The 16,837-nt window shown below is 66.7% G+C and carries 13 protein-coding genes; 4 read left to right on the top strand and 9 right to left on the bottom strand.

The window, feature by feature from the left end; translation table 11 throughout:
* The first annotated feature begins 2 nt into the window (after positions 1-2).
* Entirely contained in the window at positions 3-1,310 is a 1,308-nt protein-coding gene (locus BN972_RS18190; RefSeq protein ID WP_036360425.1) for a hypothetical protein, read from the top strand.
* Here the strand turns inward: BN972_RS18190 and BN972_RS18185 are convergent.
* From BN972_RS18185 to BN972_RS18170, 4 genes are all read right to left on the bottom strand, one after another.
* Complete coding sequence (locus BN972_RS18185) at positions 1,307-2,425, bottom strand: M24 family metallopeptidase (RefSeq protein WP_036360424.1); 1,119 nt, start codon at positions 2,423-2,425, stop codon at positions 1,307-1,309. The genes BN972_RS18190 and BN972_RS18185 overlap by 4 nt on opposite strands.
* Entirely contained in the window at positions 2,415-3,584 is a 1,170-nt protein-coding gene (locus BN972_RS18180) for a M24 family metallopeptidase (protein WP_167659588.1), read from the bottom strand. The genes BN972_RS18185 and BN972_RS18180 overlap by 11 nt, the downstream gene beginning before the upstream one ends.
* A gap of 78 nt (positions 3,585-3,662) precedes the next feature.
* On the bottom strand, positions 3,663-4,844 hold the full coding sequence (locus tag BN972_RS18175) for a cytochrome P450 (protein WP_051545665.1): 1,182 nt from the start codon (positions 4,842-4,844) through the stop codon (positions 3,663-3,665).
* A gap of 32 nt (positions 4,845-4,876) precedes the next feature.
* Positions 4,877-5,581, bottom strand: a complete 705-nt coding sequence (locus BN972_RS18170; RefSeq protein WP_036360421.1) for a TetR family transcriptional regulator — start codon at positions 5,579-5,581, stop codon at positions 4,877-4,879.
* A gap of 167 nt (positions 5,582-5,748) precedes the next feature.
* Here BN972_RS18170 and BN972_RS18165 point away from each other — a divergent pair, with 167 nt between their 5' ends.
* A complete protein-coding gene (locus BN972_RS18165; RefSeq protein ID WP_142277087.1) occupies positions 5,749-5,964 on the top strand; it encodes a hypothetical protein in 216 nt (71 codons plus the stop codon).
* Positions 5,965-5,988: 24 nt separating this feature from the next.
* On the opposite strand, the gene BN972_RS18160 is transcribed toward BN972_RS18165, so the two are convergent.
* The 3 genes from BN972_RS18160 to BN972_RS18150 all read right to left on the bottom strand — a co-directional run bounded on the left by BN972_RS18160 (position 5,989) and on the right by BN972_RS18150 (position 9,231).
* Positions 5,989-7,095 carry a glycosyltransferase gene (locus BN972_RS18160; protein ID WP_036360417.1) on the bottom strand — a complete coding sequence of 369 codons (1,107 nt, stop codon included), beginning with the start codon at positions 7,093-7,095 and terminating at the stop codon, positions 5,989-5,991.
* A gap of 78 nt (positions 7,096-7,173) precedes the next feature.
* A complete protein-coding gene (locus BN972_RS18155; protein ID WP_390176222.1) occupies positions 7,174-7,881 on the bottom strand; it encodes a DUF4344 domain-containing metallopeptidase in 708 nt (235 codons plus the stop codon).
* 273 nt (positions 7,882-8,154) lie between these two features.
* Positions 8,155-9,231: a hypothetical protein gene (locus BN972_RS18150; RefSeq protein WP_036360413.1), complete on the bottom strand. Its 1,077-nt coding sequence runs from the start codon at positions 9,229-9,231 to the stop codon at positions 8,155-8,157.
* A 228-nt stretch (positions 9,232-9,459) separates the two neighbouring features.
* Here BN972_RS18150 and BN972_RS18145 point away from each other — a divergent pair, with 228 nt between their 5' ends.
* Both BN972_RS18145 and BN972_RS18140 read left to right on the top strand, forming a co-directional pair.
* Positions 9,460-12,285 (top strand): MMPL/RND family transporter, encoded by a 2,826-nt coding sequence (locus BN972_RS18145; RefSeq protein ID WP_036360412.1) that lies wholly within the window; start codon positions 9,460-9,462, stop codon positions 12,283-12,285.
* Positions 12,282-13,157 (top strand): SDR family NAD(P)-dependent oxidoreductase, encoded by an 876-nt coding sequence (locus BN972_RS18140; RefSeq protein ID WP_036360410.1) that lies wholly within the window; start codon positions 12,282-12,284, stop codon positions 13,155-13,157. The genes BN972_RS18145 and BN972_RS18140 overlap by 4 nt, the downstream gene beginning before the upstream one ends.
* Here BN972_RS18140 and BN972_RS18135 read toward each other — a convergent pair whose 3' ends face one another.
* Positions 13,158-14,084, bottom strand: coding sequence for an antibiotic biosynthesis monooxygenase (locus BN972_RS18135; RefSeq protein WP_036360408.1), 927 nt, complete (start codon positions 14,082-14,084; stop codon positions 13,158-13,160).
* Positions 14,081-16,831, bottom strand: a complete 2,751-nt coding sequence (locus tag BN972_RS30865) for a helix-turn-helix transcriptional regulator (protein WP_036360406.1) — start codon at positions 16,829-16,831, stop codon at positions 14,081-14,083. The genes BN972_RS18135 and BN972_RS30865 overlap by 4 nt, the downstream gene beginning before the upstream one ends.
* Positions 16,832-16,837 lie beyond the last annotated feature (6 nt).

Genomic DNA, 16,837 nt, shown 5'->3' with positions numbered 1-16,837 from the left:
TCATGCACCGTGACAACGTCGAGTGGGTCACCGGTGACGCACTAGGGCAGCCGATGCCGGTGGATCCGGATGCGCTACGTCGCAGCGGCCCCGCATTCCTGACGAGTGCCTTCCGAGCAGCGGGCACCTTGGCCGAGAACGACTCGGTAGCCGCCGTAACCGCTTGGCGTCAGGTCGCCGGTGGCAGCACCGGACGCAAGGCAGCGTTGAGCGTGCGCTACCGCCGCAGCGGAAACGGTTTACCCACGGACCTTTTCGTCAAGTTCTCCCGGGACTTGGACAACCTGGTCCGGGATCGAGCCAAGTCGCAGATGGAGCCGGAGGTGCGGTTCGCTGCGCTGTCCCGGACGCCCGGGTTCCCCATCGCGGTACCCCGCGCTCTTTTTTCCGACTATCACCGGGACACCGGAACGGGACTGCTGATTACCGAGCGAATCGCGTTCGGTTGCAACGGAATCGAGCCCCAGTACCACAAGTGCCTGGATTACCGGATGCCACAACCGGTCGAGCACTACCGGGCACTGGTGTCCGCCCTGGCCCGGTTGGCCGGTGCGCATCGATCCGGCCGATTGCCGGCCGGGCTGACCGCCGGGTTCCCGCTCGACGTGCGGGCGGCGACGGTGGGGGAGCGCCCGCCTTGGACAGCCGAGAAACTCAGCCACAGAATCGCCGAGCTGATCGAGTTCGCCGAACAGCATCCGCACCTGTTGCCCGTGCTCGCGACGGATCCGCGGTTCGCCGCGCGGTTGCAACACGACGCGCCCCGAGTGGCCGGGCAGGAGGACACCATCCTGCGCCAACTCGCCTCCGACACCGACTACATTGCGCTCTGCCATTGGAATGCCAACGTGGACAACGCCTGGTTCTGGCGAGACGACACCGCAACGCTGCAGTGCGGTCTGCTGGACTGGGGCTGTGTCAGCCAGATGAACCTGGGCATGGCGCTCTGGGGCGCGATGTCGGGGGCCGAAACCTCGCTCTGGCGCGATCATCTCGACGAACTGCTGGACGATTTTGTGGCCGAGTTTCACCGGTACGGCGGTGCAGTACTCGATCCCGACCGGTTGCGCCGCCATACGCTGCTCTACGCCGCGACAATGGGGGTCGCCTGGCTGTTGGATGTTCCGCCATTGCTGCGCAAGCGGTTCGGCTCGGATATGCCGGCCGACCGCACCGATCCCCGGATCAGCCACGACGAAAGCCTGCGCGCGCCATTGCAGATGCTGTGCAACGTGCTGTCACTGTGGGCGCATCATCGGGTGGGGGACTTGCTCGACGAGGCGCTGGACGAAGCGGGTGCGGTCGCTTAACCCGCCGGCCAGGACGGACTTGTGGTCAGCACCTCCGGGCCGTGCTCGGTGACATGGATGGTGTCGCGGCGGAGTGCCCCGCCGACTTCTTGCTGCCAGACATACCCGGTGACGGCCAGCACCATACCGGCCTCCAGGCGCTCGTCGCCGCTGATCGGAAGTGTTCCGGAGATCACCGGTGGGTCGAAACCGAGGCCCAAGCCATGCGCGATGGCCATGGGAGGCAACGGTTCGCCGGCCGCGGGGTAGGCAGCAAGCAGCCGCTCGGCCGGGGCGCCGGGGCGGCATGCATCGATGAGCTTGTCATACAACGTGTTCAGCCGGGCATAGAGCCTGCGAATGGCGCCGCCCCTGGATCCTCCGGCGGGCCAGGTGCGGCCCACTTCGGCCACATACCCGTCGGCCAATGCACCAGCTGCAACGGCGATCAGGTCGCCGTCGCGGACCACCGGGCGGCCACCACCCGACGGGTGGTCCCGCGGGGTCACCCATGCGGCGTCCTGGGTGGCCGGCGTGCTGACGCCGCCCGCCGCCATCGCCTCGAGCACCGCGCCGGTCAAAGTCTGTACCGAGGAACCGGGCCGTAGTTCGGCGACACCGGCGGCCAGGCCGCGCTCGGCCACCCGCACCGCTGTGCCCAATGCCGCGATCTCGTCCGGCGTCTTGATGCGGCGGGCCGCGCGCATGGTGTTCTCACCGTCGACGATCTCCGCCTGGGGGAATGCCTGCGGCAGTAACGCGGCGAAAGTAGGGGTCAGCGCGTCGGTCCCGACCCGCCGCGCCGTCGCGGCACCGTCGATGCCTTTCATCACCTCGATCAGGGTCAACGGGTTCCAGGCCAAACCGTAGAGGTGATCGTGGTCGATCTCGTCGGGGACGCCTTCGTCGTCGGTCGCGTTGAGATAGATCTCCCCGGTGGCGCGCACGACCACGCACATCGGGCCGAACGGCCGGGTGCCGGCGATCCACAGCTGGGGGGCGCCGGTCACATAGCGGATATTGGCCTGGCGCCCGAGCACCAGGACATCGAGATCGTCAGCCGCCATCCGGGCCAGCGCGCGCTCGCGCCGGGCGATTCGCAGCGGGCGCGGGTCGGGTGAAACGTCAGTCGTCATAGGGCGTGTACGGGTAGTCGGTGATCGGCGTGTAGCCGTCGTCGGTGATCACCACGATCTCCTCGCTGCGGTAGCCGCCGGTGCCGTCCTCCCAGACCACCGGCTCCAAGACCAGCACCATGCCGGGTGGAAACACGAAATTGTCATCGAATTCCTCCCCGAGATCCGTTCCGATCATGGGTGTTTCGGCGGGATAGGTGCCGATGCCGTGACCGAGATAGAAGTGCGGCAACCAGGGTTTGCGCCCGCCGTTGGCCGCGATCGCGGCGCGGGCCAGGTCACCGGAGGTGGCGCCGGCCCGGGTGACTGCGAGCACCTCATCGAGAATGGCCCGCCACTGGGCGAATTGGTCCTGCTGGCGCGCCGAGGGTTGTTCACCCACCAGCCAGGTGCGGCCGAAATCCGAACAGTAGCCCGCGTAACTGATGCTGATGTCGGTCCACAACACGTCCCCGGCGGATAACTCGCGATCGGTGGTCAGCAGCGGCAACGCGAGATCGCCGTGCGTGGTCCACACCCCGGTCGCCCGCGACGTCGGCATCACCTGCCAAATGGCCTCCAGCATGTTCGCGGTGGCACCCAGTTCGAATGCGCGCCGCACGAGTCTTGCGGACAGATCGATCTGGCGGACGCCGGGCGTCAACGACTGCTGGACTTCGGCCACGGATTGCTCGGTGATAAGGGACGCCCGGCGGATGCATGAGATTTCATCGCGCGTCTTGACCAGCTGTGCGGCGCCTACCACCACGGCCGCTTCCGCGGGCGGGCCCGACCGGAACAACGTCCGCTCGGCACGGCGCATGGCGCCGGTCAGCTCATCCACCGCGATCCGCGCACCGGGCGGGATCAGCTCGGCCAGCATCCGGGCGAAATCCGCAACGCCCTGGTCGAATTCGAGATAGACCGGCCCGTGCACGTGGTCTGGTGGTACCTGATGGTGCGCCGTCGCACCGGCTCGGAAGGGCATGAACAGGTGCGGGTGCTCGTCGTCGGCCAACACCACCGCTACCGGACGCTCCACGTGCGACAGACCCGCGTCCAGCAGCGACCAGCTCGCGCCGGTGGCGTATCCGACGTACCCGTTGAGCAACAGGATCAACGCGTCGACATTGTGCTGAACCATCGCCGAACGCAGCCGCACACCGATCTCGGCGTACATCCGCGCCCGGTCGGGTTCGTCGGGAATCTCGATCACCGGGCCGCGGGCGGCGAGTTGCCGGGTCACAATCTCAGCGCCTCACCAGGTCACCGGCAGCTCGTAGACGCCGTACGCCAGCGCATCGTGTTTGAACGGCAACTCCTCGACCGGCACCGCCATCCGCAGCGTCGGGATACGCCGGAAAAGGGTGGGCAGCACGATCTGCAGCTCCATCCGGGCGAGCTGCTGACCAACGCATTGATGGCGGCCATAGCCGAAACCGATGTGTGGGCCGTCGTTTCGGGTGAGGTCCAACCGCTCCGGTGCCGGGAACTGGCGGCTGTCCCAGTTCGCCGGTGCCACATCAAGAATGATGCCGTCGCCGGCCCGGATCGTCTCGCCGCCAAGCTCGATGTCGGCAATAGCGATGCGCCGCTGGCCAGTCTGGATGATGCTGAGGTAGCGCATCAATTCCTCGACGGCGGTCGCGATCACCTTCGGGTCCGCGGTGTCGCGCAGCAGAGCCAGCTGATCGGGATTTTCCAGCAGCGCCGCCACGCTCAGACTCAGCATGTTCGCGGTGGTTTCGTGACCCGCGATGAGCACGCCGGTGGACAGTTGTGCTGCCTCGCGCACGCTGAGCTCCCCGGCGTTCACCCGTTCGGCCAGATCGGAGACCAAATCCTCAGATGGGCTCTCCATCTTGATCCGAACCAGTTTGGCCAGGTATCTCGCCAAGGAGGCGGCGCCCTGGGCGGTATCTTCTTCGGTCGCATAGCGGCCCATGCCGCGCTGTGCCTGCTCCTGAAAGAAGTCGGCCTCCTCGTAGGGCACTCCCAGCAGCTGGCTGATGACCAGGGAGGGGACCGGCAGGGCCAATCCGGCCACGATGTCGCCCGGTTGGGGTCCGGCCAGCAGCGCGTCGATGTGGTCGTCGGCGATCTGCTGAACTGCCGGCCGCAGTGCCTCGACTCGCCGGAAGGTGAACGGCTTGGACAACATTCGCCGGTATCGGATGTGCTCTTCCCCGTCGGAGGTGAAGACCGAACGCGGCCGGGTGTGCACCGTTGCCAGCATTCCTTCGTTCCAGTGCGGATAGCCCGGAAGCCGGTCGTCGACGCTGACTCGCGAATCGGTGAACAACGCGCGGATCGCCTCGTAGCCGGTGATCAACCACGGGGTGCTGCCGTCCCAGATTCGCACCCGGCTCAGTTGGCGGTCGGCGTTGAGCTCCAACACCTTCGGCGGCGGCGCGAAGGGGCAGCCGGCGGCCCTGGTCATCGGAAATTCGGGGATGTCGGTCCGAACTGCGGTCACGTCACTACCTCGGTCATCCTGCTCCCTCGATCGTGGTAATCAGTAGTGGCCGCGCCGAGGTGCACTGGTGCGCGCCACAGCCCGACGATGGCGTCGATCAGGTTTTCGCCCGCGACCGGCCAGCTGGACCGCGCGAGCGGCCCATGCTCGGCCAGTGCGCCTTCGTGTTCGGCGCAGGTGTGCATCAACAGGTTGCGGGCCATGACGATTCGTTCCGAACGCACCCGCTTGGGCAAATCGGGGAGACAACGGTTGATCCCGTCGACGGTTTGCACCAGTGTCGGCGACGCGAGTGCGTCCTTGGTCACGACTTGTCGGTAGGTGGGGTCGGCCATGGCCTGTGCGGCGAAACGCGCATACCAGCTCGGGTTGCCCAGCCGCGCCAGGTGCTCGGTCAGCGGCCGCACCAGTGCGCCTACCCAGTCCCGCAGTTCGGTGGATCCACCAATGTCGGCCAGCATTTGGGCGCGCAGCTCCTCGATGGCTCCCCGGTGTTTGCCGTCGATCGCCCGCAGCAGCTCGATCCGGGTGCCGAAGTGATAGCAGGCGGCCGCGTTGTTTCCCTGTCCGGCGGCTTCACTGATCTGCCGGTTCGAGACGGCGTACATGCCGCGCTCGGCGAGCAGCCATTCAGCGGCGGAAAGGATGGCTTCCCGGGTGACCGCCGAGCGGTCGGTCCGTACCACTCGCGCCGCGGCCATCGCTTCAGTGAACTACCGTCCCCGACTTAAATCAAGCAGTTTATTTAGTGCCGGCTCAGACGGCGAATGGCCGCGGTACAACGACACGGTCAACGAGAGGCAACGAAGAGTAACGATTCATGCGGTGTGCTGGATTTCGCGGCGCGATGGATGCGACGGTGGGCGGCGTGAGTGCTGATGTCGGCGAGTTGTCGCACGTGCTGCGGGCCGAGTGGATGGACCGGCCGCCCCGGCGCTGTTCGCGTGGTCACTGGCTGCTGCCCGGGCACATGATCGTCGTCACGGTCCCGTGCTCCTGCGGTCCGCATGTGCGCTGGGAATGTGAATGCGGCTCTGCCACTTATGGGCCGGCGTTGATCGAATCGTGCACCGCGGCAAATTGATTGGGATTTAGCGGTAGAGCTGGCTCATGCCGCGCCCAAGGTGGTGAGCATGCCGGTGGCCGAGCGCTGCCAGGTGAACTTCTCCGCGCGCAGTCGCGCACAGCCGCGACGGTGCTGCTCGGGCCGGCCCACCAGCTCGCAGACCGCATCGGCGATCGCCGCCGGATCGTTGTCGGCCACCGCGCCGCTGTCCGTGGTGACGATCTCGGTCATCGCCGACGTGCGCGAGACCACAGCGGGGGTGCCGCAGGCCAGCGACTCGAGGGCCGCCAATCCGAATGTCTCGTGCGGTCCGGGCGCCAGCGCAACATCCGCCGAGGCCAACAGGCCGGCCACCGTCCGCCGATTTGCGACGAAGCCGGTGAAATTCACCGGTAGGCCAGCGGCTTGCCGCTCCAGCCTGGTGCGCAGGGGTCCCGCACCCACCACGACCAGCCGAGCATCGACGCCCGCGGCACAGAGCGCGGCCAGCGCGTCAATGCTGCGATCGGCACGCTTTTCCACCGATAGCCGCCCGCAGTGCACCAGCAACACCTGCGCCGGGGTGGCGAAGCGGCGCCGTAACGCCGCGGACCGTCGCCGGGGGTGAAAGGTCTGCAGGTCCACACCCAGCGGCACGGTCACGGTATTGGTCGCGCCGATCCGGTCGAATTCTTGGCGGGCGAATTCGGTGGTACACACCACGGTGTCATAGTCGGCAGCGGTACGCCGATTGGCGAAGTCGGCGAGCCGCTGTGCGCTTCGAGCCGGAAGCACCTGTCCGGCAAGGCGATCCAGCCTTTCATGGGAGATCATCACCGTCGTGGCGCCGTGCTCGCGGCCCCACTGCCCCAGGGACCGCAGGGTGAGCCGGTCGGACACCTCCAGCGCATCCGGCCGCAAAACAGCCAACAGCGCCCGCACCGGTCCAGGCATGATCGCCCGGTAGCCCCCGGTGTAGGGAAGCAGCCTGGCGGGCAAGGTGATTCGCACGACCCCGGTGTCCAGCCGGTCCCGTTGAGCGCGGCGCCCCGGCACCACGAGAAACACCTCGTGGCCGGCCGCGCAGTACTCGGCGCCCAGTCGGTCCACCGCGGTGCGCAGCCCGCCGGAACGAGGCCCGTAAAAGTTGGCTACCTGAACCACCCGCATACCGTGAGGAAATCCGGCATGTGTGTGCGGTCCACCAGCGCAGTCCCACGAATGCCTGAATACTGCATGAACTCCGGGTCAGCTCGGCTTCTTCAGGTGCGGGCCGAGCATCTGCTGCCACGCCCTGGACATGTTCTGGAACTCATCCTCGCAGTTGCCGGCGCGATCCTCGGGCAGGTCCCCAGACGTGACGATGCCGGCATTGGCCGTGGTGTCCGACCCGTAGATCCAGCACTCCCAGTTGTACATCCGGGTGATGTCCATCGAATGCCCGTCCCAGAAGGGCAGTTCATTGGCGTCGCCGGCCTCCTTGGCGCTCAACTTCCAGTCCGCGGCGGTGTCCATCGCGATCCGTACCCCGTTGGGATAGGGCTTACCGTCGGCGCCGGGGGCCAGCAGCTCGAACGCGGACAACTGGTCGGCCACGTCCTCCTCGCGCCCGGTGAAAGCCAGCTCGTAGATGCCCAACGTGGCGTGACCGAGTTCGTGGTAGAAGCCGGAGATCGTCGCGTTGACGGCGGCCGTCACCGCCTCCTGGTTTCCGTTGTTGGCAAAGCGTTGTTCGCTCTGCTGGATGTCTTCGTAGCAGAGCTGAATCTCGTTGACGTTGGGATCCCAGTAGTCATTGGCCTCGCCGCACTGCTTGCCCACGGCGGCCACGTCGTGCGGCAGGTTGAGCGTGTCGTTGACGTGGCCGGCCACGCTCTCCAATAGCTTTGCCTCGACCATCATCTGGCGACCGCGTTGCGCATCGGGCGTGTCGGCGGGCTCGTAGCGGAAGGTCATCTTGCCCACTGCCGCCGGTTCGTTCGACGGTTCGGATTGCGAGGACGCCGCCGACGTCTCGGCCGCCGGTGTTCGTTGCTCCGACTGATGCGTCTTGGGCTTGCTACACCCGGCCGCTAGCAGCAGCGCGGCGCATGCCACGACGACAACGACTGGCCTGCTCATTCGTCAGCTCCCTTCAGGATGGCGCGGCGCGTCGACGGTCTGCCCGGGACCTGGTGAGAACCGTACGACACATGCGCGGCCGAATCCGGCAATCCGGCCCGCCATTCGCTATGGGTTAGACAGCAACAGCAGCACCCGGCCACCGGAAGCGGGCTGCGCGAAGGCATTTTCGTCGAAGCCGTAGTACTCGCGTTGCACGCTGGTGATGTCGTCGATGACCTTCCCAGTGGCCGTCAGGGCGCCGCCATGGACGTCGGCCATCATGCCTTTGAAGTCGGGGACCGACAGCGCTTCGGCGAGCAACAGCGCTTCGCCTCCCGAGGGCAACGTCACCAGCACCCCGGCACCCGCATAGTTGTTTCCTCCGCGGCCGGTGCCGTGCGGCGCCCAGTAGACGGGTTCGGACGCCACCATCCCTTCCACCCGGCGGTAGTCACCGGGATGCTCGGCGTCAGCGACGGTGGCGATGGGCAGCGCGGCGATGGTGCGTTCCTCCTTCAGCCACATCAGCCCCAGCGGGAGACAGACGATCGTGTAAATCAGCGCGACCAGAACGAGCACCGGTTTCCAGGCGATCTCCCAGCCCAGCCGTCGCTGCGATATGGGCGAACCGCGCAGTTGCTCGTCGAGTGCGCGACGCCCGACCCGCAGGACGTACCAGGTGATGACGCGCGCGAACGCCATACACGCCAGGATGGTCAACCCGACGATGCCGGACACACGGAAGTAGAAGGTGCTGTCGCCCTGGTTGAGCGTTGCCGCGAACATCACCGCTGGGATAGGCGCCGTCAGCAGCAACAGCAGAGCGTAGGACGGGTGGCTGGTCAGGTAGGGGTAGGTCACCGTCCAGGCCTTGTTGCCGCCGTAGACCGACAGCGAGCCGAAGTCCGCATGCACGGTCGGGGTCCACGACCCCTCGACCACGCGGGGTTTCAGCAGTGACCGCACGAACAGGAACCCGAAGAACAGCGAAACCGCCAACGCTGCCCAGAACACTCCGTCGAGCCGCTCGTGCGTGCCCGCCACGCCGAACGCGCCGTGAATATCGATGACTTTCCCGATGAAGAATGTCAACGGCAGCGCGAAGAGCAATTCCAGCAGCCAGACTCCGATCAGCTGTGGGATTCGTGAGCCGATGCGGTCGAATGCCAGCACACGGCGCCACAGGAACCGCAACAGGCCCATGACGGCAGACCTTAGCGAGTCAGGAATGTGGGGACCAGCGTTTGGCGTTCACGCCAGAGGCGGTGTGCCGGCGCGGGGAAAACCACTGTCGGTCGCACGGTCGGGGTGGTTGAATTAGCCGACTTTGTTCGGGGGTTCCGACGGTGTCGATTGAGAAGGTGATACGCCACTTGGATGCGACTGGCTACCGCGTGATACCTGACCCGCGGCGCAGCTGAGGCTCATGCAGTGATTGGTGGGTTCATCTATCGGTTCGCATTGTTGATCGTTGCTGCTTGGGCAGTTGTTGCCATAGTCGGCAACAGCTTTGCGCCGCCCGTCGATCAGGTGATCTCCAACGAGGACCAGCCGTTCTTGTTGTCGGGGACCGCGACCGAGCTTGCCGTGCAGCGGTCGGCCGATGCCTTCAACCAACCGGCCACCGACAACGTCGCGTACCTGGTGCTCGAGCGTGACGGAGGTCTGAACAACCAGGATCGAGAGTTTTACGCCCAATTGGTCGCTGCCCTAAGGGCGGACTCGCGACATGTCCTCGGCTTGATGGACTGGTGGCAGGTACCTGCCGCCGGCAGCGCCGTAAGTAGTGATCACCACGTAGTTACCGCCACGATGCGACTCAACGGCATGGTCGGCACCTCCGAAGCGGCCGATTCGATCGTTGCCACCCGCAACATCGCGGCACACATGAAACCCCCGGACGGGCTACACGTCTACATCACCGGCGCCGGCGCGACCATCATGGATGAGTTCGGCGCGGTGGACCGGCAGGTGCAGATATTCACCGTATTCGCGATCGCGGTGCTGGTGCTGCTATTGCTGATCTTCTACCGCTCGCTTATCACCGCGCTGGTGCCGCTGGCCTCAGTACTGATGGCGCTGGCGGTCTGCAGGCCGGTTGTCTCAGAACTGGCCGCCCACGACCTGATGGATGTATCGCTGTTCTCGCTGTCGGTCAGCGTCGCAGTGATCGTCGGCGCTGGGACCGGTTTCGTCATCTTCCTGATCGGGCGTTACCACGAACGGCGAAGCCAAGACGTGGCCCCGTCGCTGGCGTTAGCAGACGCCTACCGAACCGTCGCGCCCGTGATCATCGGGTCCACCCTCATTCTCGTGGCACCCCTGGGTGCAGTGGGTTGGCTGAGCGTTGCTCGAATAAGCATGTTCGCCACCACCGGCGTGCTCTGTGCGATCGGTGCCCTCGCAGTCGGCTTGTCCGCGTTGACCCTGACACCGGCTTTGATGGCGCTCGCGAGCCGCGCCGGCCTGCTCGAGCCGCCCCCGGGCAGAAGCCACAGTCGACGCTGGCGGCGCATCGGCATCAACGTGGCGCGCTGGCCGGCACCGATATTGGTAGCCAGCGGCGTTTTCGTGCTCGTTCTGACGATCGGCCTGCCCGGCATCCCGATCGGGTGGGACGAAACATCGGCCACCTCGCCGGAGTCAGAAGCCAACCGTGGCTACCGCGCGGTCAATACGCATTTCGGCCCCAACCAACTCCACCCGGACGTCGTAACGATCGAAACCGGTCACGATTTGCGTAACCCAAGCGGGCTGAGAGCCATCGAGCAGGTTACGGCCGCCATCATGGGGATTTCCGGCGTCCGTATGGTGCAGTCCGCGAGCCATCCGGGCGGGATGGTCTCAAAGCAGGCTGCTCTGACTGCGACCGCCGGAAATTTCGGGGATCGGCTCGATGAGTTCGCCGATCAAATGAGTTCCAGACCCGTGCTTACCGATCTCGCCGCGGCGGTAGATGAACTGCTCTCCCAAGTGGATCTCATCCAATCGGGCATGTCAGCGGGACCGTTCGCGATTGGTGGCGTGAGTCTGGCCGTGCATCTGACCCAAGAAGCCACGGACAAAGTCCAAGCGAGGTCCGCAGATGTTTCGGGAGTTTTTGATTCGCTCCGCAGCTTCGTCAGCGCGATCCCGGACTGTCCCAGTACTCCGGTGTGCTCGGCCGCACAGGAGGCGGTGCAATGGGCCAATGCTGTTGTGGACAGCACCACGAAGTTGATTGGTGCGGCGCAGCAACTGATCGCGGCAACCGTTGACGGTGCCACGTCCGCGGGTTCCGGCCTACCCACGATGACGAAAAATGTGTGGGAGCAGCTCAACCAGACGCGCATGATCGCTGGGAATGTCAAGGACATCCTGCGCAACGCTCGTCCCGTCCCCGCGCAGGACCTCGCCGGGTATCTGCAAGGGCTCGCCGCATCCGCTGCGGGCGCTCCGGGCTCAGCCCTGTACGCATCCCGGACGATCCTGACGGATCCCAGGTTCCGACCGGCCCTCGTCGAGTTGTTTTCACCTGACGGTCATGCCACCCGGCTGTTCGTCTACGGCGATGGAAAAGAGTGGGGCAATGATGGCGCTGTCCGCGCTCGCGAAATCAGCGCTGCCGTAGCTGAAGCGGTAAAGAACAGCACCTTGCAGCCGGCTACCGTCGACATGAGCGGCGTGGGACCGGCAATTCGCGATCTACAGGACATCGTGGGTAGGGACCTGGCCCTGGTGGCGCTGATCAGTCTCGGTGTCATTCTGCTGATCGCCGCAGTGCTGTTGCGAAGTCCGATCGCCGGTTTGATCGTGTTGGGTAGCATCGTCGTTTCCTACCTCGCGGCTCTCGGTGCGAGCGCGCTCATCTGGCAGCGCTTGATGCACCACGAATTGCACTGGTCGGTTCCACCTATTGCATTGCTGTCATTGGTCGGAGTGGCGTCCGGCGGCAACCTGCTGTTTCCGTTGCGAATTCGCGAAGGACATTCCGCGGGTGTTCGCACCAGCGTCATCCGAGCTTTCGCGGCGACCGGGGTGGTGGTGACCGGAGGCGGCATTGTTGTCGGGCTGACGACATTGGCGCTCGCCGCCAGCAGCGTGCTCAGCTTGGCGCAGATCGGCGTCACGGTCGGCGTGGCCCTGTTGCTGAATGCCCTGTTAGTGCGCACATTCATGTTGCCGGCCGTGATCGTCGTGTTAGACCGCTGGTTGTGGTGGCCGCGCGAAGCGGTCAGTGATGAGCCGGAGCGCGAGCCGGTGACCGCCAGCGCATGAGCGAGCGCGCTCTGCTGGCCGACCGCAGCGCGGTGGTGGTGGGTGGTAGCCGCGGCATCGGCCGGGCTGTCGCGGAATTTCTCGGCAATCAAGGGGCCGCCGTAGTGATCAATGGCCGGGACGAGGCCGCCGTGCAGGAGACCGTGGACGTGCTGCACGCCGCGGGAGCCCAGGCGACCGGTGTGCCCGGCGCGGCGGACGATGAACGCGTGGCGGCGGCCCTGATCCAAGAGTGCACCAACGCCTTCGGACGGTTGGACGTCCTGATCAACTGTGCGGGAGTCGCTGAGCCGCCTGGTTCTTCGATCCTGCAGATCTCGCCGGCGGAGTTCGACACACTGATCGGCGCGCATCTGGGCACGGTGTTCCACACCTGCCGGGTCGCGGCTCCGGTGATGGCTGCTCAGGGCCGCGGCGCGATCATCAACACCAGTTCGGTGGCCTTCCTCGGCGATTATGGTGGCACCGGCTACCCCGCGGGCAAGGGCGCCGTCAACGGCCTGACGATGGCCGTCGCCGCAGAGTTGAAAGGGCATGGGGTGCGGGCCAATGTGGTCTGTCCCGGGGCGCGGACCCGGATCTCCAGCGGTCCGAACTACCGGCAGCAGATCGAGGACCTGCATCGCCGCGGACTGCTGGACGAGGTGACCATGCGCGCCTCACTCGACGCTCCACCACCGCATTACGTGGCGCCGGTGTACGCCTACCTCGCCAGCGATTTGGCACACGATGTCACCGGTCAAATCCTGGTTGCCGCAGGCGGTTTCGTCGGCCGGTTCGACCGGCTCGCTCCGCAGTTGCTGGGCTACCGGGATCACCGGGACAGCCCACCGTGGTCGGTTGACGAACTGCACACGATGATCGGCGCGTGACTAACCGACCAGGGAGAAGAACGCCAACAGCAGCGCATAACCGACGACGAGCACGGCTGACCCGGCCACGCTGACCCGAGCCGATGCCCCGTCGATCGGGTCCAGCCACCGCCGAAACGGGCGTGATGCGGCCGGCACGAGCACCCACTGCAGGAGCGCGACGCTGATGACGTTACCGATGAAGATCTCACCGGCCGGGTTGATGCCGAGACGGCTGAGTTCCGGAGACAGCCAGTTGGACAGCAACACCACCGTCGGATAGAGACAGAGCACCACCAGCATCGCCGACTTCCAGGCCGGCGTGATCTTCGTCTGCCCGTCGGCGACACGTACCGTCGACCCGAATGGCGCGCTGCGGGGCAATTCGGCGAAGTCCCTGGTCAATTCTTCGCGAAGGCGGGGTAGGGCCTCGCGGCGCGCACTGGATTGAATCCAGCCGGCGAGCTGCCGGGGGGTGCGGAAGCGAAGTATTGACATCCACTGCCCGGAGTCATCGGCCGGAAACAGCACCGTACCTTCGTATCCCGGGAACTCTGAACTGACCGATGTCAAATCACGCTGTGCGACAATGAATTCCGTCTCCTTTCCGGGAGTGACCTGGTGCAGGAAGACGCCCGCCTCGGCCGGTGGCAGCTCACCTTCGGCGAGGATGAGATCCACGGTGGCGGGCCAGAAACCTTGTGTCGCAGCGTCGTCCAGGACGGCTTGGCGTTCGGCACCGTCGAGCCACGAATCGAGCGATGCGGTGTCGGTGAAGCGCACCTCCACGGCCCAGTCCAGATGCCCGCCGCTGTGCACCGACCGGCGGGCATCGACGAAACCGGCGGCTCGGCCGGCAGCGGCAAGGTACCGACCGACCCAGGCATCGAATCGGTCTGGATCGGTCGGGGTATGGAAGATGGTGATTGCGCTGGCGCCGGCGGTCATGTCAGTTGCCCAGCATTGTCGCTCAACGACATGCGGATCAACTCGGCGCGCGACGACAACCCCAACTTCACGAAGATTTTGCGCAGGTGGTAATCAACGGTGCGGGGGCTGAGGAACATCAGCGTCGCGATCGAGCGGTTGGTCTCGCCCGCGCTGACGAAGCGGGCAATCTGCAGCTCCTGCGGTGTCAGCTCCTCGGTAGTGCCCGGATCGCGTTTGCGTGCGGTGGCTCCGGTTGCCAGGAGTTCGGTGCGGGCCTGTTCGGCCCACGGGGTGGCGCCGAGCCGCTCGAACGTCTCGAGTGCCGAACTCAGTACCTTGCGCGCCTCGCTGCGGCGCCGGCGCCGGCGCAAGCGCTCGCCGTACAGCAGCTGCGTTCGGGCGGTGTCGAGTGGCCGTCCACCCTGCGCATGCAAATCGAGTGCGACGCCGAAGTGGCCGTCCTGCGCGTCATCGGTTGCCAGCAGGCCATGACAGCGGGCAACGAGCGCTTGCGCCCAGTGCGCGCCGGTGTCGTGCGCCCACACCTGCAGGCGATTCAGGTGAGCGGCCGCGACCGCCGACCGGTGGGTTCGCACCGCCGCCTCGACCAGGTCCGAAGTGGCCATCAGGCTGACCATCTGGTTGCCCTCACCCGGTGCCGCGCCGGCCAGCGCCTCGAGCCGGTCGAACGCTTCCGCCGGGCGCGCGGCGCCCAGGTCCAAGGTGGCCAGCGCCCAGGACGCGATGGCCGCGTGCGGTCCAAGGCGGAAGGAGATTGCCTGCGCCAGCGCGGCGTCGGCATGATCGCGGCAGTCCTGGGCGCGCCCCTGCACCGCCGCGATCAGGGCCAACACGCCGTGCAGGTGTGCAGCCGGGTTGTGCTGTCCGGTCTCCTCGGCCAGGCGCAGTCCCTCGGTGGCGTCCGCCAAGGCGGTCGCGTACCGACTGGTCAGCATCTCGACCATGGCCAAGGGACCGAGCAACAGCGGCAACAAGGCCAGCTCCGCGGCGGCCCGCGTCTTCGCGACGGCAGTGCTGAACAGCTCGATGGCCCGGGAATCCTCGCCGAGGAACATCGCGCCAGCGGCAGCGCCCATCAACACCCGGGGTTCCCGGCTCACGGTGGCCATCTCGACGGCCGCGCGCAATCTCGCCGCGGTGGCAGTGGTGTCACCGCGCAGTAATCCCGCCAAGCCCTGAATCACATGTCCGGCAACGAAATTCGGATCTTTCGCCGTAGAAAGGGCGGCGAGCCGGCCGCCGATCTCATTGAGACGCATCAGGTCACCGCCCGCCCAGGCGAGCTGGCCCGCCTCGCCGAGCATCTGCGCTGCCCGCGCCGGGTCCAGCGCAGTGATCAGTTCCGACCCGCCGACCAGGATTGCGTATGCGGCCGACGGGGCTCCGCAGTGGGCTTCGATCTGGCCGTGCAGGTGCGCGATACGCGCCCGTAGCTGTGCCGAATCCGCGAGCGGCAGAGCTTGATCCAGAAAGTTACGGGCCCGCTCCGGTTGTCCCGCCGACCAGGCGGCCGCGGCGGCATCGGCGAGCCGGGCCGCCCGTAACGCGGGAGCAGGGCTCAGCGCCGCCGATCGCTCGAACGCGGCCGCGGCCGCGTCGTGTCCGCCCCGCACGCCGGCTCGGCAGCCCGCCGCGTACAGCGCCTCGGCCGCGTCGGCGTCCGGTCCGGCCGCTGCTTTGGCTAGATGCCAGGCCTTGCGGTCCGCATCGTCGTCGTCATCCAGACAGGCAGCCAGGACCCGCTCAACCTGGCGCCGCCGCTGCGAGCTTGCACCCCGGTAGATCGCCGACCGCATCAGCGGCTGGGCGAACGCCACGAGTCCCGATTGCACCCGCAACAGCCCGGCCGCTTCGGCTTGGTCGAGCGTGGCCGGCCCGGCACCCAGAGCTTGCGCGGCCCGTAGCACCCCGTCGAGTTGCCCGCTGTCGTGGGCGGCCGCCACCAGCAGCATGGTCTGCGTTTCCGGGGGCAGGTCCCCGGCCCGATCGAGATAGAAGCGCTCCAGATCGGTGCTGACCGGCAGCGGGTCGGGCAGGGGAGTGCGACCCGCGATGTGGTCCACGGACAGCGACCGCGCCAGTTCGGCCAGCGCCAGGGGATTGCCCAGGGTGTCGCCGACCAGGCGGTCCCGGACCGGTTCGGCTACTGGGACGCCGACGCGCTCGGCCAGCATGGCCGCGGCGGCCTCAGGCCCCAACCCTTCGAGCCGTACCTGCGGCAAATCGGCGGCGGCGAAATGGCGCGCGGGATCGTCCCGGGCGGCAAAGAGCATGACGATGCCTTCGGCGTGCACCCGTCTAGCGGCGAATGTCAGCGCCTCCGCCGACGGACCGTCCAGGTATTGGGCGTCGTCGATGAGACATAGCACCGGACCCGATTCGGCCGTCTCGGCCAGCAGGCTCAACACGGCAAGGGAGGTCAGGAACCGGCCCTCGTCGGTGGCCGGGCCCAGGCCGAACGCCCCGAGCAGCGCGGCGCGCTGCCGATCTGGAATGGCACCGCCCCGGTCCAGCACGGGCAGCAGCATGGTGTGCAGCGCGGCGAACGGCAGCTGCGCTTCTGTGGGGACGCCACCTGTGCGCAGCAGCCGCATGCCGGTGGCATTGGCGGCGGCGAACTCCAGCAGCGCCGACTTGCCGACGCCGGCCTCCCCACGCAATACCAGCGTGCCGCTGTGCCCGGCCCGTGCGGCGGCCAGCAGGCAATCTACCTGCGCGCATTCCCGCTCGCGGCCGTGCAGCACAGCACT

The organism is Mycobacterium asiaticum DSM 44297 (assembly GCF_000613245.1).
In the GTDB taxonomy this organism is placed as follows: Bacteria; Actinomycetota; Actinomycetes; order Mycobacteriales; family Mycobacteriaceae; genus Mycobacterium; species Mycobacterium asiaticum.
The sequence above is the reverse complement of the archived record's forward strand: the minus strand, read 5'-3'. Positions and strand labels throughout refer to the sequence as shown.